This is a genomic window from Deinococcus sp., assembly GCF_025362455.1.
Lineage (GTDB): Bacteria > Deinococcota > Deinococci > Deinococcales > Deinococcaceae > Deinococcus.
Window position 1 is genome coordinate 1 of sequence record NZ_JANYGJ010000080.1, and the last position, 20335, is coordinate 20335.

Genomic DNA, 20335 nt, shown 5'->3' on the forward strand with positions numbered 1-20335 from the left:
GCCATCAGGCCCAGCTTTCCAAAGTTCATAAACATGCCTCCCGGATCGGTGAGCCAAGATGGGGCGAGGGAGTTGGTCGCTCCGCTATGGATGGTACATCCCATTCGTCCCACACGCACTTTCTTTCACCGCGTTCTCCACATCGTGGCCGGTTACGTAGGGCGCCCGTGCTCCGCAACTGCCCATAACTGACTGTGCTGGAAGGTAGTGGTTTACTTGAGCAGAAAAGCACCACTGGGCGCACGTTCCTGACCCGTCTACCTCTGGGAGAGGGAGGGAGCCGCGCAGCGGCGGAAGGGTGAGGGGAGTGAGCGCATCGAATGCCTTCCATCCCTTCCCGCAAGCCACGCGCCGTGCGTCAGTCTCCTCAACCCATTCCCTTCACCGCCCCAGGAACCCCATCCTCTCGCGGACTTCGCCCATCGTGGTCTCGGCGATGGCGCGGGCCTGTTTGGCGCCGTCTTGCAGCGCGTCGTAGACCTGATCGGGTTCCTGCTTCAGCTCGACGGCGCGGGCCTGAATCGGCGCCAGCGTGCGCTCGATGCCGGGCAGCAGCGCCTTCTTACAGTCGATACAGCCGATTCCTGCCGTGCGGCACTCGGTATTCACCATCTGGATGGTGTCTAAATCCGAGAACAGCTTGTGGTAATCGAACACCAGGCAGATGTCGGGGTTGCCGGGGTCGCTGCGGCGAACGCGGGCCGGGTCGGTGGGCGCGGGCCGCAGCTTGGCCCAGATGCTTTCCATGCCCTCTAGCACGCCGATGGTGCTGTTCGACCCCTTGCTTTTGCTCATCTTGCCGTGCCCGTCCACGCCTGGCACGCGCAGGGCTTCTTTGGTCAGCACGGCTTTGGGCTCCGGAAACGTCTCGCCGAAGTTGTGGTTGAAGCGCCGGGCCACCTCGCGGGCCAGCTCGATGTGCTGCACCTGATCCTCGCCCACCGGCACGGTACCTGCTTTGTACAGCAAAATGTCGGCGGCCTGAAGCACCGGGTACATCAGCAGCCCGGCAGGAATGCTCTCCAGTTGCCCGGCCTTGTCCTTGTACTGGGTCATGCGCTCCAGTTCGCCCACCGGGGTCTGGAGCGTGAACAGCCATCCTAATTCGCTGTGCTCGCGCACCTGCGACTGCACGAAAAAGATGACCTTCTGCGGATCCAGCCCGGCGGCCAGGTTCGCCAGCGCCATCTCGAAGGTCAGGCGTGACAGCGTGGCCTTGTCGTAGGCGTTCGGGTTGGTCGGCGCGTGCAGGTCCACGATGCAATAAATCGCGTCCTTGCCGTACTGCTCGCCCAGCTTGACGTAATTGAACATCGCCCCGAACAGGTTGCCGATATGCGGCTCGCCCGTCGGCTGAATTCCGGAAAACACTCGTGACATGAGGCGAAGTCTAGAGCATGTGGGGAAGTGGGGAGTGGGCAGTGGGCAAAGATCAAGCCCCACTTCCTACTTCTCCCCGCGCACCGCCTCCCGCGCCCCTCCCCACAACCCACTTCCCACTCCCCACACCCTGTACCCTTACTCCATGACCATCCTGCTTCCCCAGGCCCTGCGCTACCCCATCGAACTGCCGGAGGTCACGCCCACCGCCGCCGTGCCCTGGGACACCATTCCCAGCCCCGCCTTCGTGCTCGACGAATCGCGGCTGCGGCGCAATCTGGCGCTGATTTCGCAGGTGCAATCGCACAGCGGCGCCCGGATTATCGTGGCCTTCAAGGGCTTCTCGATGTTCAGCACCTTTCCGGTCATGCGTGAGTACGGGATTTCCGGCGCCACCGCCAGCAGCCTGAACGAAGCGCTGCTGGCCCGTCAGGAGATGCGCGGCGAGGTCCACGTCTACGCCCCGGCCTACAGCGAGGGCGAGTTTCCGCAGATTCTGGAGCTGGCCAACCACCTGAGCTTCAACTCGTTTTCGCAGTGGGAGCGCTTCAGGCCGCAGGTCATGGCCGCGCGCCAGGCCGGTAAACACGTCCAGATCGGCATTCGTATCAACCCCGAATACGCCGAGGTCGAAACCGATCTGTACAACCCGGCAGGTCCGCATAGCCGCCTGGGCGTGACCCGCGCCAACTTCCGGCCTGACCTCCTAGACGGCGTAGACGGCCTGCATTTCCATACGCTGTGCGAGAGCGACGCGGGTGCCCTGGAACGCACACTGGAAGTTGTCGAGCGTAATTTTGGCGACTACCTGCCTCAGATGAAATGGGTCAACATGGGAGGCGGCCACCTGATGACCCGCCAGGGCTATGACACCGACCGGCTGATCGAGCTAGTCATAGCGTTCCGGGCAAGGTGGAATCTGGACGTGATTCTGGAGCCCGGCTCGGCCTTCGGCTGGCAGACCGGCTGGCTGGTCAGTACCGTGCTGGACGTAGTGGAGAACGGTAAGCGGACCGCACTTTTAGACGTGTCGGTCAGCGCCCATATGCCCGACGTGCTGGAAATGCCTTACCGTCCAGGCGTGCTGGGGGCGGGTCTGCCGGGTGAGCTGGGCCACGATTACCTGCTCGGCGGCACGACCTGCCTGGCCGGGGACGTGATCGACGAGTACGCCTTCGACCACGCCTTGCAGGTCGGTGAGCGGGTCATCTTCGACGACATGATCCACTACACCATGGTCAAGACCAGTTTCTTCAACGGCGTCAAGCATCCCGATATCGGCATCTGGCACGCGGACGGAACCTACGAGCTGGTGCGCGAGTTCGGCTACGACCAGTTCCGGGCCAAATTGAGCTAAAACATCCGGCCCCCGCGCCGACCACTTCTATACTCACTTGAGGGTCATGTGTACCTGGCTCATCATTTAGGCTGACGATAACTGCCATCTGCCCAGGCTAGCTTCGGGCCAGAGCGGGTGCAGTCCAGGTGTCGGTGCAGCTCAGGGGGTGAAGGTCGGTGCGACTGCTGCGGGGGGCTCACAACTTTGAATACCGTGACAGTGCCGGTATTGACCAGTTCGCGCAGGCCGACATCTGGGAGACGGTCAGCGGCGATCAGGCCGTGCTGGTGCTGCGCGGCCTGAACGTGCGCGGCGCGGCGAAGTCGGGCGGTGAGGGTCAGGTGCTGCTCGACCAGGCCCGGCAGGCGCACGGTTACCTGGCCCATTCCTGGTTGCCCTTCGTGGCGCCGCATGCCCGGCTCAGCGTGCTGGTGCTCAGGCCCCGGCAGTCGGTCAGCGCCGACGAAGCTGATGCGGGCCAGGCCGAATTGAGTCAGGCCGACCTGAGTTGGGCCGGGTCCATCGCCACTTTGGGTGCCGAACTGGCACAGGGGAAGACCCACGCCTTGGTCTTGTAGTCATCATTCCGAAATTCGGTTCAGCCGCCCACTTCGGTGAAGAAGTGGGCGCTTTGCATTGCCAGGCATTCCGACGCGTTTTTGACACGGCTTTAACACGGCTTTGACGCCCCTTTGACGCCCGGTTTTCTACCATCGTCTTATACGGACTCCGCTCCATTCCGAATCATCCGCAAACGCACCGGATGTTCCTCCATACCGCAGAGCCCGTACTTTCTCCTACTCCCGTTGGTCGGATCAAACCGTTTTGCAAAACGATTTGATCGGAGTCTGTACCAGTTCAGCCGCCCTCTTACCCACCAAGGAGAATCACCATGAAAAACCGTACTCTGTTTAGCGCCTCGGCCCTCGCCCTGCTCAGCCTGAGCCTCAGCGCTTGTGGCGGCGGCGGCACCACGACTCCGCCGGTGGTGGTGACCCCCGACATCACGCCGCCCAGCATCGTCTCAGTGTCTCCGGCTGTTGGCGCGATCGGTGTTGCCAAGACCGCCAGCGTCGTCGTCACCTTCTCCGAGGCGATGAATCAGTCCAGCGCCCAGGCGGCCTTTCAGTCGGCGGACCTGGGCGCCAACACCATCAGTTGGAACACTGACGGCACGGTCATGACCGTCAAGCCCAACGCCGAGCTGGCGTACACCGCCCTCGGCAAGAGCTACTCGTTCAGCGTCAGCAACACCGCCACCGATGTCAAAGGCAACGCGCTGAGCAACCCGGCCAGCACCAGCAGCTTCAAAACTTTCCGGCAGTTGTCGAGCAGCTTGCCGATCAAGGCCGGGACGGTGGGGGAGATCGACAATGCCCAGACGATCAAGCCGATCAACTTCGACATCGAAGTGGGAGACCAGACCGACAACACCTCGCGGCGCGGCTTCGTCGGCTTCGACCTCAGCTCGCTGCCCACCGACTTGGTTCCGGCCAACGTGCTCTCGGCCCAGGTACGGATGTTTGTGAACTCGCCGATCAACGGTTCGCCGTTTTCCAAGTTGTTCCCCAGTTGCACCGGCAAATTCTGCATCTTACAAAACAAGAGCGTCGTCCTCGATCACGTCGCTTACGGCAACACTGTCAGTGGCTCGGTTTACAACATTCCGGCGATTCCCGGCAGCGACCCCACGGGCCTGACCGACGAAACGCCTTGTGGTGGTGCCATTATCATCTGTTTGTTCAAAGGCACTTCGACTGGCTGGAACCTCGGCAATGTCACGCCCTGGGTGCAAGATGACCTGAGCAACCGTGCGGCGCGGGGCAACTTGACAGAAGTGCGCATGAGCTTTCCGCTTGCGACCAACGCGGATGGTAAGGCCGACAACATCGACATCAGCAACTCAACCAACAAGGCTCAACTGACCGTCACTTACCTGATGCCCTGAGCGCCAACCATAACAGCGGCCCCGTCAATCATCGACGGGGCCGCTTCCTGTTCTGCTCAGCTCGTCGCCAGCGCCCTGTACCAGTGGGCGCTGTCTTTCAAGGTGCGCTGCTGGGTGGCGTAGTCCACGTAGATGAGCCCGAAGCGTTTCTCATACCCCTTGGCCCATTCGAAGTTGTCCATCAGCGACCAGGCGAAGTAGGCCCGCACGTCCACGCCTGAGTGTGCCGCCTCGGCCACGGCCCGCAGGTGAGCGCCCAGGTAGCTCACGCGCCGGGCGTCGTGGACACGGCCATCAGCGCTGAGCACGTCCGGAAAGGCCGCGCCGTTCTCGGTAATCATCACCGGGGGCAGGTCGTAATCCCGCTTCAGGTCGCTCAGCAACTTGCTCAGGCCCTGCGGATAGACTTCCCAGCCCATATCGGTGGCCTCAGCGCCGGGCAAGCCGCTGAAGTCGGCGCCGATGAGCTGGCGGCTGTAATAGTTGACGCCCAGGAAGTCCAGCGGCTGGGCCATGATGCCGAGGTCACCGCTGTGCATCTGCGGCACGTCGGCGCCGTAGTGCTCCCAGATGTCCTGCGGGTACTCGCCCCGGAGCAGCGGACCCAGAAACCAGTCGTCGAAGCGCCCTTCGGCGAGGCGGGCCTGGGCCTCAAATTCGGGCGCGGCGGCGTAGGCGGGCGTCAGGTTCAGCACGATGCCGAGCTGGGCGCCGGTTGCCAGTTTGCGCATCGCCCGCATGGCCAGGCCGTGACCCAGTAGCAGGTGGTGGGCGGCGGCCAGCGCGGCGGGGCGACTGTGAGTGCCGGGGGCGTGCTCGCCGAGCTGGTAGCTCAGGATGCTGCTGCACCAGGGCTCGTTGAGCGTGGCGACGCTGCGCACCTTATGGCCCAGCCGCGCCGTGACGATGCGGGCGTACTCGGCAAAGTGGACGGCCACCTCGCGGCTCGTCCAGCCACCGATGTCTTGCAACTTCTGCGGCAAATCCCAGTGGTACAGCGTCAGGTGCGGCTCGATGCCGCGTGCGTTCAGGCCGTCGACCAGGCGTTCGTAAAAGGCCAGGCCCGCCTCGTTGACTTCGCCCGTGCCGCTCGGCTGAATGCGCGGCCAGGCCACCGAGAAGCGGTAGGCGCCCACGCCCAGGCTCTGGATCATGTCCAGATCGCTCTCCAGCCGGTGATAGTGGTCACAGGCCACCTCGCCATTGCTGCCGTCACTGATGCGGCCCGGCTCGGCGCAGAAGGTGTCCCAGATGCTCGGTCCGCGCCCATCCTCAAACGTGGCGCCCTCGATCTGAAACGAGGAGGTGGCGACCCCGAAGATGAAGTTCGCCGGAAAGTCGGCGCGGGTCAGTGGATTGGACGTGTTGGAAGTGGGAATGGCCATGGAAGCTCCGTAGGGGGCGTGGAGGGACAGAGGCTGGTGGCGCGTGGCCTGCGGCGTGTGGCCTGTGTGAAGGGCGAAAAGAGACAGGCAGACGCGGGGTTGAAACGGGACGATGCTCTCAATGTCGGCGTGGCGGTGGCTGTCTCATCTTTCATCCGTTCCCACCAGCCACAAGCCACCAGCCACCAGCCACCTTCACCCCTTGACCGCCCCCGCCGTCAGCCCTTCGATCAGGCGTTTGGAGGCGAAGGCGAAGATAATCAGCAGCGGAATGACGGTCAGCACCACGCCGCACATCAGGGCGCCCCAGTCGGTGTTGGCGATGCTCTGGAGGGTGCGCAGGGCCAGCGGGGCGGTGTAGGTCTCAGCGCTGCGAAAAATAATCAGCGGCCCCAGGAAGTTGTTCCACGACTGCACGAAGGTCACCAGGCCGAGGGTCGCCATCGCCGGGCCGGTCAGCGGCACGATCACTTTGCGGTAGGTCGTGAACTCGCTGGCGCCGTCGATGCGGGCGGCCTCCACCAGCTCCTTGGGAATGGCGCTGCCGATGTACTGGCGCATCAGGAAAATCCCGAAGGCGCTCGCCATGCCCGGTATCCACAGCGCACGCGGCGTATCGATCCAGCCGAGGGCCTGCATAATCAGGGCGTAGGGGACGATATTCAGGCTGCTGGGAATCAGCAGCGTCGTCAGCAGCGACCCGAACAGGAAGTTTTTGCCCTTGAAGTCGTACATGGCAAAAGCAAATCCGCCCAGCGAACAGAAAAACAGCGTGGTGCCGGTGGTCAGCACCGACAGGTAGAGGCTGTTCCAGAGGTTGCGCCAGAAGGGAATGCGGCTGAGCAGGCTGTCGTAGTTGGCGCCCAAATGATCGCCGAACCAGACGGGTGGCGGGATCGAGAAGATTTCCTGGCGCGGGTGGGTGGCGAAAATAAACATGAAGTAAAATGGCAGCAGCGTCAGCAGCCCCCCGAAGGCCAGCAGCGCGATGGCGCCGAGGCGGCTCAGGGGCGCCCGCCCGCTGATGCCCGCCGCCGGGCGCGCTGCTTTGCTCAGCGGCTTGGGAGCCGGTGCGGACGTCATCGTCTGCCCTCGTTGCCCGCCAGGCCGGAGCGGCCAAACAGCAGGTTGTTGACGACCGTCAGAATGCCGATCACCACAAAGAGCATCCAGGCCATCGCGGCGGCCAGGCCCGCCTCGGTGTAAGAGACGTAAGTGCGCAGCATGTACATGATGGTGGTCAGGCCCGCGCCGGACGTGCCGCCGGTCCCGTTGGTCAAAATGAACGGCTCCTCGAACAGTTGGAAGCCGCCGATCAGGCTCAGGGTCACGGCCAGGAAGATGGTGGGGCGCAGCAGCGGCAGCGTGATGTAGCGCAGTTGCTGGCTCTTGGTGGCGCCGTCGATGGCGGCGGCCTCGTAGAGTTCACCCGGAATGGCTTGCAGGCCCGACAGGTACAGCAGCATGTTCCAGCCCACGTAGCGCCAGACGATCACGGCGGCAATCGACGGCTGCACCAAGCTCTTTTCGCCCAGCCAGTTGACCTTCTCACCGGGAAACAGCCCGCCGATCAGCGGAAGCTGGTGCAGGGCGCCCAGAATGGCGTTGATGACGCCGTACTGCCAGCTCAGCAGCGTAAAGAAGATCACCGAGATGGCCACCACCGAGGTGATGTACGGCAAAAAATACACGGCGGTAATCAGGTGCTGGGCTTTTTTCAGCCCGGTGTGGATGGCGAAGGCCAGCGGAATGGCGATCAGGTGCTGCGGCAGCCCGCTTTCGACGGCCAAGGCGGCGGTGTTGCGCAGCGACTGCCAGAAAGTCGGGTCGGTCCAGTTGTCGGCGAAATTGCGAAAACCGACGAACTTCATCTCGCCCAGGCCGGTGCCGGGGGTCCACTGATGAAAGGCCAGATAGGCGTTGAAGATGATCGGAAACAGCCCGAAGATCAGAAACAGGACGAAAAACGGGCTGATGAAGATGTACGGTGCGTACCTGCGCTGGAAGTTGTCCCAGCCGCCTGCTGAAGTGCGCCGGGTCGGCGGTTTGGTCGGAATGACGGTCACGGATGGGCCTCCTTCGCCTTCTTTGGTAGATACAGTGGTACGTACATACTGACAGTGGCACAGACAGATAGCGCTACATGGAGACAGTGGTACATGCAGAAGATGAGCGTGGCCGGTCATGCCCACGCTCATCTCAGTCAGATCAAGGTCTATTCAGGTGCTGGGCGTCGGTAGCCAGTCGCGGCCTTATCTGGTGCGGCGCTCGACCAGACGCTGGGCGTCGGCCAGGGCGGTGGGGATGTCCTTGCTGCCGTCGAGCACGGTGGTCAGGGCGTCGTTGACGATCTGCTCGGCCACCGAGTCGAGCTTGTTGACATCGATGGGCGTGATCTTGGACGCGGCGTTGCGCCAGATGACGCGGGCTTTCTGGTCGCCGAGGTAGGCGACGCCCTGGGCGAACACCGTGTCGCGGGGCGCGGCCTTGAGGGCCGGGAAGGCGCCGGTGGTCTTGAAGGCCAGCACCTGCTGGTTTTTGTCGGTGGTCATGTACTTGATAAAGGTCCAGGCGGCGTCTTTGTTCTGGCTCTGGGCCGGAATGCCGTAAAACGAGCCGCCCCAGCTCGCGAAGGTCTTGCCGGGCAGGTCCTGGGCGTTCCACTTGCCTGCGAAGTCCTTGGCCAGCCAGTTTTGCATGTGGCCCACCAGCCAGGCGCCGGAGAACTCGGTGGCCAGGTTGCCTTTCTGGAAGGCGGTGGTCCACTCCGGCGAGAAGGCGCCGCCCGCCTTGGCGTCGAGCTTGGCGTCGCGGATGGCCTTGGCGATGGTAAAGGCCCGCACGTAGCGGGGGTTGCTGGGGCTAATCAGCACCTTGTTGGTTTTGTCGAAATACAGGCCGTCGCCGGATTTCAGGCCGGTGCGCAAAATGATCGAGGCGGCCTCCGAGGCGTCGGGAATCAGGAAGGTGCCGGGGTTGGCGGCCACGACTTTTTTGCCGTTCTCGATGTACGACTCCCAGCTCGCGTTCATCTGGGCGGGCCTGACTCCGGCCTTGGCCAGCAGATCGGTGCGGAAGAACATCGAGCCGGGGCCGATGTCGGTGGGCATGCCCACGATGCGCCCGTCCTGGGTGGTGGCCTGCGGGAAGGTGAACGACAGAAACTGGTCTTTGTACGCTCCGGCGCCGAAGGGGGCCTTACTCAGATCGGTCATGCCGTTGCCCTCGGCGAACTTGGCCACGTAGCCGAAATCGATGGCCTCGACGTCGTTGGCGCCTTTGCCGGTGGAGAGGGCGGTGGTCAGGGCGTTGTGGTGGTCGCCGTAGGCCAGCGAGTTGATCTTGATCTCGATGTTGGGGTAGAGCTTGTAAAAGCCCGGCAGGGCGGCCTTGACCACGCTGTCGAGGTCGGGGAAGACACCGACGGTGAGGACGGTCTTGTCCTGGGCACTGGCCAGGCTGAGGGTCAGCAGGGCCGTCACGGCGAGCAAGCGTTGAATCTTCATGGTAAAACCTCCGTGGAACAAACAGAAGCAAGCAGGTAGAAAGGCGAGAAGCAGGCGCAAAAAACGTTATCTGAAAGGCAGGCCAGCAGACCTGAACAGAAATGCACGGTAATCGCATCCCGAACAGGCGCTATTTGTGGTGAGAAAAGCATAGGACTGGAAAACGTTTTTTGCAAGTATCCGCCGTTTATGTACTGGGGGTGTCGGCCCGTGAAGTCGAATTGTTGCCGACTCAGACGGGCTTCCGGGCTGCTGGGGCAAATTGTGGCCGGGAACGGTGTTGAGCGGTGCGGCCTTCATCTGGCGCTGTCGATGCCCCGATCTGGCGTGAGCGGGTTCCGGCTTGACGCAGCCGAGTCAGCCTTGCCGCACCCCGGTTCGGCGCGGCGCGGGCGTGATAACGTTTTCTGCATGACCCGTCCAGAGCAGTACTCCGAATTACGCCACGGGGAAAACAGCCTCCCCGCGCCTCCATTCTGCGTCCTGCTCAGTCAAAACTACTCGCTCCGCTCGGTCATAAAAAGACCCTTTTTATGACATCTGCTCTAGGTTCACCGGGTGAGGCTGCCAGGGCGCTGACCATCCGTGATGTGGCCCGCCACGCCGGGGTGTCGATCAGCACGGTGTCGCGGGTCATGAACGGCAAGCGGGTGCGCCCCGAACTGGAGCAGGCGGTGCAGCAGGTGCTGAGCGACCTGAATTTCCGGCCCAGCGCGGTGGCCCGCAGCATGGTCAACGGCACCACCCAGACGGTGGGCGTGCTGGTCGAGGACATCTCCAGCGCCTACTACGCCGAGCTGATTAAAGGCATCGAGGGCGTGCTGGAGAAAACCGGACACCATCCACTGTTTAAAAGCAGCCACTGGAACGTCGAATTTGAGGAAGAAGCCCTGCGCGTCTTTCTGGACCACAACGTCGACGCCATCATCGTGGTGGGCGGTCTGCTGCCCGAAGCCCGGCTGGCCGCGCTGGTCGGGCGATTGCCGCTGGTGATCGTGGGCCGGAGCGGCCTGAGCCGGGTTAGCCTGAGCCTGGGCGCGGCGCTGCTGACCCTCGATCAGCGCGGCGGCGCGGCGCTGGCGACCCGTCACCTGATCGAGCTGGGCCACCGCCAGATCGTGCATCTGTGTGGCCGCCCGACGCAGGAAGACGCTCTGGCCCGGTTGCAGGGCTACCGCGACGCCATGGCCGCTCACGGTCTGGAGGTGCGCCCCGAATGGGTGCTGGAGGGCGACTTTCTGGAGGTGGTGGCGTACCGCGCCATGCTGGGGCTGGTCGAGCGCAAGTTGCCGTTCACCGCCGTGTTCGCCGCCAACGACCAGATGGCCTTCGGTGCCAACCTGGCGCTGCACCGCAAGGGCCTGCGCGTGCCGGACGACGTATCGCTGATCGGCTTTGACGACCTGCCGGTGTCGGCCTACATGGTGCCGCCGCTGACCACCGTGCGCCAGCCCGCCCAGCAGCTCGGCGAGGCCGCCGCCCGCGCCGCCCACGACCTGATGAATCACACGTCACCGGTTCTGGCGCAACTGCAACTCAACCTGGTGCTGCGCGAATCGACGCGGGCGCTGCGGCGGTAGGGAGAGGCGTGTGGCTTGTGGCGTGTGGCTCGTGGCTCGTGGGAACGGCGTGGGACTCGGAGTTGAGGGAACGCTGCCCTGGAGCGCTCTGGCGTGGGTGAGAGGCGTAGGTGGGACGGTCTCATCTGGTCTCATCTGGTCTCATCTGGTGTAGTGGACCCGCACCGCATCCCAAATCTTTTCCCACACGCCACACGCCTCCCCCACCTTGATACCCTACCGCTATGACTTCCACGCCTGCCCCGACGACTGAATCCTCCTCCCTGAGCGTGCGCGAGATGGCGCTCCTCGCTCGCCGGGCCGGGCGGGTGCTGGGGGCGCTGCCCACCGAGCAGAAAAACGCGGCGCTGCGGGCGGTGGCGGCGGCGCTACGGACCGGCGCGGCTGAGATTCTGGCGGCCAATCTCGGCGACGTGGAGGCCGCCCGCGCTGCCGGAATCGGCGAGGCCATCATCGACCGACTGATGCTGACCCCGGCCCGCCTGGACGCTATTGCCGCCGACGTGGAGAACGTGACCCAGTTGCCCGACCCGGTGGGCGAAATTCTGGATGAGGCCACGCGGCCCAACGGCCTGCGCGTCTCGCGTCGCCGGGTGCCGCTGGGCGTGCTGGGCGTCATCTACGAGGCGCGGCCCAACGTGACGGTGGACGTGGCGACGCTGGCGATCAAGAGCGGCAACGCCGTGATCCTGCGCGGCGGCAAGGAGACGGCCCGCAGCAACGCCGTGCTGGGCCGGGTCATCGCGGCGGCGCTGAGCGAGCACCACATCCCCGAAGGCGCCGTGCAGGTCATCAGCGATCCGGACCGCGCCCGGATGCTCGAACTGCTGAAACTCGACGACCTCATCGACGCCATCATCCCGCGCGGCGGCGCCGGGCTGCACCGCTTCTGCGTGGAAAACGCCACCGTGCCGGTGATCGTCGGCGGCGTGGGCGTGGTGCATCTGTTCATCGACGAGAGCTACGTCGCGGATGCGGCGGGCGTGCAGAGCGCCACCGAGATCGTGCTGAACTCCAAAGTCCAGCGGCCCAGCGTCTGCAACGCGCTCGACACGCTGCTGCTGACCCCGGCCTCGGCGGCGCTGGCCTTGCCCGCCCTGGGCCGGGCGCTGGTCCAGCAAGGTGTGGAACTCCGCGCCGATTCACAGGTGCTGGAGTTGTTGTGCGCTGCTGGTATTCCCGCCGTGCCCGCCGTGCCCGCCGATTTCGGCCAGGAATTCCTGTCGCTGACATTGAGTATCCAGACGGTGCCCGATCTGGACGCCGCCCTGGACTTCATCGCCGAGTACGGTAACCACACCGACGCGATTTTGACCCGCAGTGAAACGCAGGCCGAGATCTTCGTGCAACAAGTGGACTCCGCCGCCGTGATCGTCAACGCCTCGACCCGCTTCAACGACGGCGGGGAGCTGGGCCTGGGCGCCGAGGTGGCCGTGTCCACCCAGAAGCTGCACGCACGCGGTCCGATGGCCCTGCGCGAACTGACCACCACCAAATGGGTCGTGCGCGGCGACGGTCAGGTGCGGGGTTGAGGGGTCCGACGTCGAAGATGCTCCGGCTGCTGCTGGCGCTGGGCGTCACTGCCTTCGCTGCGCCAATCACCGCTGCTCCAATTACCGCTGCGCCCACCGATCCCTGGCCGGGCAGTCCGGTGCTGACCCGGTTGTTCGGGCTGCCCTCCTCGCGTGCCGAGGTGCTCAGGCTGAGTACGGAGCTGCACCTGAGCGCCTTTCAGATGCAGTCGCTGCGCCGCCTGCGGGCCGGTGAGGCCCAGGTCGCCCGGCTGGGTGAGGCCGCTCAGAGTCGTGCCCAGGCCCAGGCCGTCAACGTGCAGGTCGCTGCCCTGCGAGGCGAGAAGGACCGCAAGGCGCGGGTCATCTTAGGGCGCAAGTATCCGGCCTTTCGCCAGTGGCTGCGCGGCTGGTGGGCGGCTCAGGTGGCGAAGAGTCGCCAGCCGTGATGCGGACTCGTCCGGTTTCGCCCCTGGCGGCCCTGCCGACCTTTGCCCAGTTGTACAGTTCCACCGAGCTGGAAATGCTGCCCACCACCGAGCAGATGACATCGGCCTGGCTGGTCGGCATTGATGATGAGGCTCCGCTGGGCGCCCTGGGCCTGCGCTCCACGCCCGCACACGGCTTAGAAGTCATGGGCGGCGCCCTGCCCGGCCCGGACCAGACTCAGGCCGCGCTGGCGCTCCTGCAAGCCGCGCTGGGCACCGAGCCCCGGCTCTACGCCTACGCCGAGGAGCATCTGTGGCCGATATCGGCGCTGGAGGCTGCCGGACTGCGCCCCGTCGGGGCTTACTCTCGCCTGAGCGGGCCGGTGCCGGGTGGCGAAGTGATGGTGCCAGATGGCTTCCAGTTGGTGCCGATGTCGGAAGCTTCAGCGGAAGATATTCTGGCCGCCCAGCACGCCTACGAGCACCGCATCGGCCATACGCATGTCACCCCGGAAGCAGTGCAGCTCATCACCGAGCGCAACGATCTGGCGCTCAGTCGCCTGGCTTATGATGCCAGCGGCGAGGCAGTGGGCCTGTGTTGGGCGCAGCTCTACGGTGGGCTGGCCGCGATTGACTCGCCCGCCGTGCGCCCGGACCTGGCGGGCAGCGGGCTACGGGAAGCCCTGCTGCTGTCGGTCTGCGCGGCGGTGGCTCAGGCGGGCGCCGTTCACATGACCTTAGAGAGCTGGGGCGACACTGAGCCGGAGCGGGCGCACGATCTGGCGCTGGGGCTGGGGATAGAGGAGCTGAACGTGATGTATGGGACTGAGGCCACTACAATATGACTGAACCTATTATAAATATCCACGTCGTCGTCGATCCGGCTTTGCCTCAGACCTGGACTCGTCTAAACAGCGGGTCCGAAGACCGTATTAGAGTTCTTGACTCGATTCACTCTAAAGTTAGAGATGTTGTTCCTCTGATTGAAGTATATAAACAACAGCTTGAAGACAAAGCAAAACATCTAAAAGATATTCTTGAAGAAACATATAAAACATATTTAATTGAGTCATTTTACTCTCAATGGGATACGCTGGATGTTGTAGTTTATCAAGCGGCCTCAAACAACGTAAGTGCAATCGAGGTCGGCGGGGTGGGCGGCGATTATGGTAACGGGGATGATATCAGTAGTAGGCAAGTTTTCGGTCCCTATGCACGTCTCTACATACTACCTGGATTTGAAGACAGAATGGAGGCAACTGTACTTCATGAGTTTGGGCATTTTCTGAGATATCGTGCCACTTCAGACACTTCATTTCCGTATTTCAACCATGCCATATTTGAGGAGGGCCTGAGCGAAAGCTTGGTCAAGGCAATTCTAGGCGAGGAGCATGTGTATCACAAACAGCAAATAACCTACGTAGAATTACTGAAATTAAAAAGCTTTATTGAGGAATCTTTATCTGATGAGACGTCTGGGGAAGCGCAACGGACCATCACGAAATTTGGTTATCGTTTAGGCTATAGGTTAGTTCAACATCTAATTTCGAATGGGCAAGACTTGAAAGATCTTTTCAAGCTGTCGCGCCGCGAATCGTCTCAGGAAGTCTTCAAATATTGCCAACAACTACTGATCGAGGTAAATTAGACGGACGGTTTGCCCCTATATTTACTCACGCGCTCACGAACCGCAGCACCCCTTCGATGTCCTGCACTTCGGCCAGCACCGGCACCACGGTACTTTCCGAGACCTGGGCGGCGTAGCGTACGTCCTCGCCCAGCCCCAACTTTTCCAGGGTCTGCCCATGTACGCTGCTCGACAGCGCCTCAAGCGGGTTGCTGGCGCTGCGGCGCACCGTCAGGGCGATGCGGGCGCCGTCGTCCACGCTCAGTTCGCCCAGGGCCAGCAGGTACTCGGCGATCACGCCAGCCGCGTAGACGTCTTCCATACTGACCCGCTCGTCGGTTCCGGCGCAGACGATGGCGATTTCCTCCAGTGCCAGCGCCTTGGCCCGGCGGGCGGCGGCGTGGGCGTTGGTCAGCGAGGCCAGCAGCACCCGGCTGCCGCTCTGGGCGGCGATGTGGGCGGCGCCCGTGCCGCTGGTGGTGTTCATGACGACACTCTTGCCCGTGAAATTCTGACTCGCCGCCTCCACCGGGCTGTTGCCGAAGTCGAAGCCGGGAATCGCCAGCCCGCCGCGCTCGCCGCCCAGCAGGTAGTCCTCGCGCCGGACCGGCTCGCCCGCCTCATTGGTGACGCCCGGTTGCCATTTCAGGCCCAGCGCGATGTCGGGGTTGGCGGTCAGCAGCAACGCTTCGGCGCCGCGCTCCAGGTACGTGACGGCGGTGGTGGTCGCCCGCAGCACGTCGATGACCAGCACGGTATCCGAGTAACTGCCGTGTGGAAGCAGATCGACCCGGAGTTTCATGCTTCGCCCAGCGAGGCCCGCAGCCGGGTCAGCCCCGCTGCGCCGCCGTCCGCGCCGTAGACGCTCGACCCGGCGACGAGCACGCTGGCGCCCGCATCGACCAGCGACTGGGCGTTGCCCGGCCCCACCCCGCCGTCCACCTGCAATTCCGCCGCGCTGCCGAGTTCATCCAGCCAGCCGCGCACGGTGCGGACGCGCTCCAGCGCCGAGGGAATGAACTGCTGAGCGCCGAAACCGGGATTGACGCTCATGACGAGCACCAGGTCCACGCCTTGCAGCACGGGGCGCAGGGTTTCCAGGGCCGTGCCGGGATTGAGGACCACGCCCGCCCGGCAGCCCAGGCCGTGAATCATCTGAATGGCCCGGTGCAGGTGCGCCGTCGCCTCGACATGCACCGTAATGGAGTCCGCGCCCGCCGCCGCGAAGTCGGCCAGGTAGCGCTCCGGTTGCTGAATCATCAGGTGGACGTCGATGATCTGGCCGGGCGCGGCGGCGCGTCTGGTGGCCGCGAGAATCGGTAGCCCGAAGCTGATATTGGGGACGAACATTCCGTCCATAACGTCCACATGCAGGTATTCGGCTTCGTGTACGGCGGACACTTCATCACCGAGGCGGGTGAAATCACAGGCGAGGATGCTCGGAGCGAGTTTGACAGGCACGTAGAGGAGTGTAGCAAAGAGGGGGTCAGGCTTTGCCGAAGAAAGCTGGGAACGGCCATGTTCCAGGACGAGCATCGGTGCGAGCTGAGCAGGTCTTGACCCTCTCGCTACGGGAGGGTCTAGCCTGTCGTCGAGGAGGACCAACCCAATGAGCGAAACCCGTTTCAACATCGGAGAGCTGGCGCAGCGGGCGGGACTGAGCGTCCGAACCGTCACTACGACACCCTGGGTCTGCTGACGGCGACTGAGCGCACCGAGGCCGCTTACCGGCGCTACTCACCGGATGACCTGACCCGACTGCTTCAGATTCGCAGCCTGAAGACTCTCGGCCTGAGCCTGGAGGAAATTGGCCGGGCGCTGGACGATCCCGCCTGCGACGTGAAGACGGTGCTGGCTCAGCATCTCGCCGCCGCGCGGCTGCGACTTCAGCGAGATCAGGCGTTGGTGACGCAGTTGCAGCGCTTACAGAACAGGTCCGAGACCGGCTGGGCCGAGCTGGCTGAGGTCATTGAGTTGATGCAGACCTTGGCTGATCCTCAGGGCGATAAAAATGCCCGTATTCGCAGCGCTTTTTCTCTGGGCGCAGCGGCGCGTCAGGAAGCTCTGCCTGTGCTGATCGAGCAGCTCATCACCGAGCCGGATTTCTTTGTGCGTGAGACGCTGACCTGGGCGGTCGTTCGCATGGGCGCAGCGGTCCTCCCGGCGCTGTTGCCGCTGCTGGAGCATGCTGACCCGGCGGTGCGCCTCCAGGTGGTTCATACCCTCAGCAAGCTCTCTGAGCCGAGGGCGACGGCGGCATTGTTGCTGGCCGTCCAGGACCCGGACGCCGAGGTCGCTCGCCGGGCCGTGTTCGCGCTGGGGCAGCTCGGCAGCAGTGAGGCGCTGGGTGGATTGATCGCCGTGCTGGGGCAGCCCAGCGCACAGCACCGCCAGTCGCTGAATACCGCACTGGTTCAGGTTGGCAGCGCTGCCGTGCCTGCGCTGATAGAGGCGCTTGACCAGCCGTCAGCGCTGGTGCGGGCGCAGGCCGCCGACATTCTGGGGCTCATCGGGAGCGGCGAGGCGGTCCCGGCACTAGCTGATCTCCTCGGCGACGGCGACTGGGAAGTGAGATTCGCTGCTCTCAGTGCGCTGGGGCAGCTCGCAGGTCAGGCGGCGCAGCGGGCATTGTCGCTGGCGGTCCAAGACCCCGATGCCCGTCTGAGAGCGGTAGCGATTCGCCTGCTGGCGGACGCTGAGCGCGCACCGTCCCGTCAACTTGCCTGAGCGGATCTGGAGGGTTGTCTGGCACCGAATGCCTGCCCGATCATGGCAGCCTGGTCAAACCTTGAGCCCGCCTCCACCAATTTTCCCCCGGCACTTTTGCCCCCACCCCAGCCGCTAAACTGGAGTAATGACCCTCGCCGTTCCCTCGCTGCCCAAGCTGCTGCCACAGGCACCCGTCGGGACGCTGCTGCTGCTGCCCCAGATCGCCCGCGCCGCGCTGTTCGCCGCCCATAACGGCCCCTGCCTGCTGCTGACCACCCCCGACCGCCTGAGCCTCTATGAAGGCGCCGGTGCCCTCGGCGCTCCCCTGAGCGTCAACCCCGGCCTGCGCGAGTGGGACGACAGGCAGGGGCACGTCGTCATGGACGTGCAGACCGCGATGGATCTGTTTCCGGCCCGGCCCGAAGACCACGCCCTGGTGTTCGCGGTGGGCCGCTCCTATTCGCGGGAGGAGTTGCTCTCTCGCCTGGAGCGCCTGGGCTACGAACGCCTGGTTGATGGCCGCGTGGACGAGATCGGCTTCGTGCTGCGCGGCGACACGCTCGACCTGTACCTGAGCGCTGAACCGTACCATTCAAAAACGGGGGAAGGCCAGCTCTCGGCCCTGCGCGCGGAGTTCTTCGGCGACGAACTCGACACGCTGCGGGCTTTAAGTCAGGACGGCCTGCCCGGCGAGAAGCTCAAGCGCTTCGCCCTGGCGCCCACCGAGGGCTACCTCAGCGAAGTCAAATGGGACGCCACCCGCCTGGAACAGTTGCCGGGCCGGGTATTCCTCGACGCCCCGGAGTTCTACGCCTCGGCGCTGGGGCCGGTGTCCGACCTGCTGTGGGCGCAGCTCCTGAACCGTGAAGTCACCAGCTTTGGCCGCGCCCCGCTGCTGCTGAGCGACCAGACCTTGCCGCTCAGCACGCTGCCGTATTACCGCGCCCGGCTGAATGAGCTTGAGCGCGATATCGGCACCTGGAAAGCTGAGGGCTACCGCGTGCTGCTGCTGGTCCGGCACGACCGCACCGCCAGCTACCTGACCGAGAAGCTGACCGGCGACAAGGTGATTCACTGGCTGAAACTCCCCAGACTGGAGGAAGGCGAGCTGGGCTTCCTGCGCTCCAGCGGCGAGGGCGGCTTCATTCTGGAGGCGGCCCGAACGGTGGTGCTGACCGAGGACCTGATCTACGGCTTCCAGGGCGGCTCGGCGCTGCGCGGCAAGAAACTGTCGGGCAAGCCGGTCACCGACGCGCTGGGGCTGGCGGTGGGCGACTACCTGATTCACCCGGAGCACGGCATCGGTCAGTTCCGGGGCCTGGAAACCCGCACGGTGCTGGGCGTCACCCGCGACTACCTGAACGTCGAGTACAAGAACGACGCCGCGCTGGTGGTGCCCATCGAGCTGCTGCCGACCCTGCGCCGCCACCCCGGCACCACCGACGATCCGCCCGCGCTGAGCAGCCTCGATAAAAGCGCCTGGGCCAAGGCCAAGGAACGCGCCAGGAAGAACGCCGAGGAGGTGGCGGGTAAGCTGCTGGTGCAGTACGCCGCCCGCCAGGTCACGCCCGGCAACTCGTTCCCGGCCAATCCCGAATGGGAAAGTCAGATCGAGCAGAACTTCAGCTTCGAGCTGACGGCTGACCAGAAAACCGCCCTGCGCGAGACCATGCGCGACCTCGCGGCGGGCAACCCGGCAGACCGACTCATCTCCGGTGACGTTGGTTTTGGCAAAACCGAGGTGGCGCTGCGGGCCGCCCACCGCGTCGTGGGCGCGGGGATGCAGGTGGCGATTCTGGTGCCGACCACCCTGCTGGCCGAGCAACACACCTCCACCTTCGCCCTGCGCTTCAAGGAGCTGCCGGTGCGGGTCGAGGGCCTGTCGCGCTTCACCTCCGACAAATCGGCCAAACAGATTCTGGCTGACCTGGCCGCCGGACAGGTAGACATCCTGATCGGCACGCACCGGCTGCTCAGCGGCGACATCAAGTTCAAGAACCTGGGACTCATCGTGGTGGACGAGGAACACCGCTTCGGGGTGTCGCAAAAGGAAAAGTTGCGGGCGCTGCGCGGGATGCCGGAGATCAGCAAAGAAGGGAAAATCGCCAATCTCATTAAAGACGGGCCCGAAGGTGTGAAAGCCATCGACACGCTGGCCCTCTCCGCCACGCCGATTCCGCGAACGCTGTACATGAGCATGGTCGGCCTGCGCGATATGAGTAGCATCCAGACGCCGCCGAAAGGCCGCCGCCCCATCCAGACCATCCTGGCGCCCTTCGACCCGCTGACGGTGCGCGGGGCTATCCTGAGCGAGATCGAGCGCGGCGGCAAGGTCTTCTACATCCACGACCGCATCGCCAGCATTGGGGCACGCAGCCTGTACCTGCGTAACCTGGTGCCGGAAGCCCGCATCGGCGTGGCGCACGGGCGGATGAACGAGGAAGAACTCGAAGAGATCATGCTCGGCTTCGAGGAGGGCGCCTTCGACGTGCTGGTGTCGACCACCATCGTCGAAACCGGGCTGGACATTCCGGAGGCCAACACCATCCTGATCGAGCGGGCTGACCGGCTGGGCCTGGCGCAGCTCTATCAGCTCCGGGGGCGGGTCGGGCGGCGCAGCGTGGACGCCTACGCCTACCTGTTCTTTCCGCCGCGCATGACCGAGAACGCCTCGCGGCGGCTGTGGGCCATCGCCGACCTGCAAGACCTGGGCTCCGGGCACCTGCTGGCCGAGAAAGACATGGAAATTCGCGGCGTGGGCAACATTCTCGGCGAGGAGCAGCACGGGCACGTCCAGGCCGTCAGCATCGACGTCTACACCGAGTTGCTGGCTGAGGCGGTGGCGCGGCTCAAGGGCGAACCGCTCAAGGTGGCACCCAGCGTCAGCATCAATTTGCCGGTCAGCGCCCGCCTGGACGCCGA

At 64.2% G+C, this 20335-nt stretch carries 17 protein-coding genes; 10 read left to right on the forward strand and 7 right to left on the reverse strand.

Annotated elements, in window-relative coordinates:
• Window positions 1–381: 381 nt before the first annotated feature.
• Complete coding sequence (trpS, locus tag Q0R23_RS05700; RefSeq protein ID WP_293911325.1) at window positions 382–1380, reverse strand: tryptophan--tRNA ligase; 999 nt, start codon at window positions 1378–1380, stop codon at window positions 382–384.
• Between the two features lie 145 nt (window positions 1381–1525).
• Between trpS and nspC the strand changes: the two genes are divergently transcribed.
• The 3 genes from nspC to Q0R23_RS05715 all read left to right on the forward strand — a co-directional run bounded on the left by nspC (window position 1526) and on the right by Q0R23_RS05715 (window position 4667).
• Entirely contained in the window at window positions 1526–2737 is a 1212-nt protein-coding gene (gene nspC / locus Q0R23_RS05705) for a carboxynorspermidine decarboxylase (protein WP_293911326.1), read from the forward strand.
• A gap of 158 nt (window positions 2738–2895) precedes the next feature.
• Window positions 2896–3297: a hypothetical protein gene (locus Q0R23_RS05710; RefSeq protein WP_293911328.1), complete on the forward strand. Its 402-nt coding sequence runs from the start codon at window positions 2896–2898 to the stop codon at window positions 3295–3297.
• A 314-nt stretch (window positions 3298–3611) separates the two neighbouring features.
• On the forward strand, window positions 3612–4667 hold the full coding sequence (locus Q0R23_RS05715) for an Ig-like domain-containing protein (RefSeq protein WP_293911330.1): 1056 nt from the start codon (window positions 3612–3614) through the stop codon (window positions 4665–4667).
• A 56-nt stretch (window positions 4668–4723) separates the two neighbouring features.
• On the opposite strand, the gene Q0R23_RS05720 is transcribed toward Q0R23_RS05715, so the two are convergent.
• From Q0R23_RS05720 to Q0R23_RS05735, 4 genes are all read right to left on the reverse strand, one after another.
• Entirely contained in the window at window positions 4724–6052 is a 1329-nt protein-coding gene (locus Q0R23_RS05720) for a GH1 family beta-glucosidase (RefSeq protein WP_293911332.1), read from the reverse strand.
• Between the two features lie 195 nt (window positions 6053–6247).
• A complete protein-coding gene (locus Q0R23_RS05725; RefSeq protein WP_293911334.1) occupies window positions 6248–7135 on the reverse strand; it encodes a carbohydrate ABC transporter permease in 888 nt (295 codons plus the stop codon).
• Window positions 7132–8118 (reverse strand): sugar ABC transporter permease, encoded by a 987-nt coding sequence (locus tag Q0R23_RS05730; RefSeq protein WP_293911336.1) that lies wholly within the window; start codon window positions 8116–8118, stop codon window positions 7132–7134. The genes Q0R23_RS05725 and Q0R23_RS05730 overlap by 4 nt, the downstream gene beginning before the upstream one ends.
• 186 nt (window positions 8119–8304) lie before the next feature.
• Window positions 8305–9558, reverse strand: a complete 1254-nt coding sequence (locus Q0R23_RS05735) for an extracellular solute-binding protein (RefSeq protein WP_293911338.1) — start codon at window positions 9556–9558, stop codon at window positions 8305–8307.
• A 533-nt stretch (window positions 9559–10091) separates the two neighbouring features.
• On the opposite strand from Q0R23_RS05735, the gene Q0R23_RS05740 reads away from it, so the two are divergent.
• The 5 genes from Q0R23_RS05740 to Q0R23_RS05760 all read left to right on the forward strand — a co-directional run bounded on the left by Q0R23_RS05740 (window position 10092) and on the right by Q0R23_RS05760 (window position 14725).
• Window positions 10092–11138, forward strand: a complete 1047-nt coding sequence (locus tag Q0R23_RS05740) for a LacI family DNA-binding transcriptional regulator (RefSeq protein WP_293911340.1) — start codon at window positions 10092–10094, stop codon at window positions 11136–11138.
• Window positions 11139–11362: 224 nt separating this feature from the next.
• The gene (locus Q0R23_RS05745; RefSeq protein ID WP_293911342.1) at window positions 11363–12670 is read left to right on the forward strand and encodes a glutamate-5-semialdehyde dehydrogenase; all 1308 of its coding nucleotides are present in this window, start codon (window positions 11363–11365) and stop codon (window positions 12668–12670) included.
• A complete protein-coding gene (locus Q0R23_RS05750; RefSeq protein ID WP_293911344.1) occupies window positions 12667–13098 on the forward strand; it encodes a hypothetical protein in 432 nt (143 codons plus the stop codon). The genes Q0R23_RS05745 and Q0R23_RS05750 overlap by 4 nt, the downstream gene beginning before the upstream one ends.
• Window positions 13095–13922: a hypothetical protein gene (locus Q0R23_RS05755; RefSeq protein ID WP_293911346.1), complete on the forward strand. Its 828-nt coding sequence runs from the start codon at window positions 13095–13097 to the stop codon at window positions 13920–13922. The genes Q0R23_RS05750 and Q0R23_RS05755 overlap by 4 nt, the downstream gene beginning before the upstream one ends.
• Window positions 13919–14725 carry a DUF2268 domain-containing putative Zn-dependent protease gene (locus tag Q0R23_RS05760; protein WP_293911348.1) on the forward strand — a complete coding sequence of 269 codons (807 nt, stop codon included), beginning with the start codon at window positions 13919–13921 and terminating at the stop codon, window positions 14723–14725. The genes Q0R23_RS05755 and Q0R23_RS05760 overlap by 4 nt, the downstream gene beginning before the upstream one ends.
• Window positions 14726–14750: 25 nt before the next feature.
• Here Q0R23_RS05760 and Q0R23_RS05765 read toward each other — a convergent pair whose 3' ends face one another.
• Window positions 14751–15506 (reverse strand): 2-phosphosulfolactate phosphatase, encoded by a 756-nt coding sequence (locus Q0R23_RS05765; RefSeq protein WP_293911351.1) that lies wholly within the window; start codon window positions 15504–15506, stop codon window positions 14751–14753.
• The gene (gene rpe / locus Q0R23_RS05770) at window positions 15503–16165 is read right to left on the reverse strand and encodes a ribulose-phosphate 3-epimerase (protein ID WP_293911354.1); all 663 of its coding nucleotides are present in this window, start codon (window positions 16163–16165) and stop codon (window positions 15503–15505) included. The genes Q0R23_RS05765 and rpe overlap by 4 nt, the downstream gene beginning before the upstream one ends.
• A 234-nt stretch (window positions 16166–16399) precedes the next feature.
• Here rpe and Q0R23_RS05775 point away from each other — a divergent pair, with 234 nt between their 5' ends.
• Window positions 16400–17431 carry a HEAT repeat domain-containing protein gene (locus Q0R23_RS05775; protein WP_366520392.1) on the forward strand — a complete coding sequence of 344 codons (1032 nt, stop codon included), beginning with the start codon at window positions 16400–16402 and terminating at the stop codon, window positions 17429–17431.
• Between the two features lie 127 nt (window positions 17432–17558).
• On the forward strand, window positions 17559–20335 hold a 2777-nt coding region (locus tag Q0R23_RS05780; protein ID WP_293911356.1), incomplete at its 3' end, for a DEAD/DEAH box helicase.

Coding starts and splice junctions, on each gene's coding strand:
- trpS (WP_293911325.1), bottom strand. CDS start 1,380: ATGTCACGAGTGTTTTCCGGAATTCAGCCGACGGGCGAGCCGCATATC.
- nspC (WP_293911326.1), top strand. CDS start 1,526: ATGACCATCCTGCTTCCCCAGGCCCTGCGCTACCCCATCGAACTGCCG.
- Q0R23_RS05715 (WP_293911330.1), top strand. CDS start 3,612: ATGAAAAACCGTACTCTGTTTAGCGCCTCGGCCCTCGCCCTGCTCAGC.
- Q0R23_RS05720 (WP_293911332.1), bottom strand. CDS start 6,052: ATGGCCATTCCCACTTCCAACACGTCCAATCCACTGACCCGCGCCGAC.
- Q0R23_RS05725 (WP_293911334.1), bottom strand. CDS start 7,135: ATGACGTCCGCACCGGCTCCCAAGCCGCTGAGCAAAGCAGCGCGCCCG.
- Q0R23_RS05735 (WP_293911338.1), bottom strand. CDS start 9,558: ATGAAGATTCAACGCTTGCTCGCCGTGACGGCCCTGCTGACCCTCAGC.
- Q0R23_RS05740 (WP_293911340.1), top strand. CDS start 10,092: ATGACATCTGCTCTAGGTTCACCGGGTGAGGCTGCCAGGGCGCTGACC.
- Q0R23_RS05745 (WP_293911342.1), top strand. CDS start 11,363: ATGACTTCCACGCCTGCCCCGACGACTGAATCCTCCTCCCTGAGCGTG.
- Q0R23_RS05760 (WP_293911348.1), top strand. CDS start 13,919: ATGACTGAACCTATTATAAATATCCACGTCGTCGTCGATCCGGCTTTG.
- Q0R23_RS05765 (WP_293911351.1), bottom strand. CDS start 15,506: ATGAAACTCCGGGTCGATCTGCTTCCACACGGCAGTTACTCGGATACC.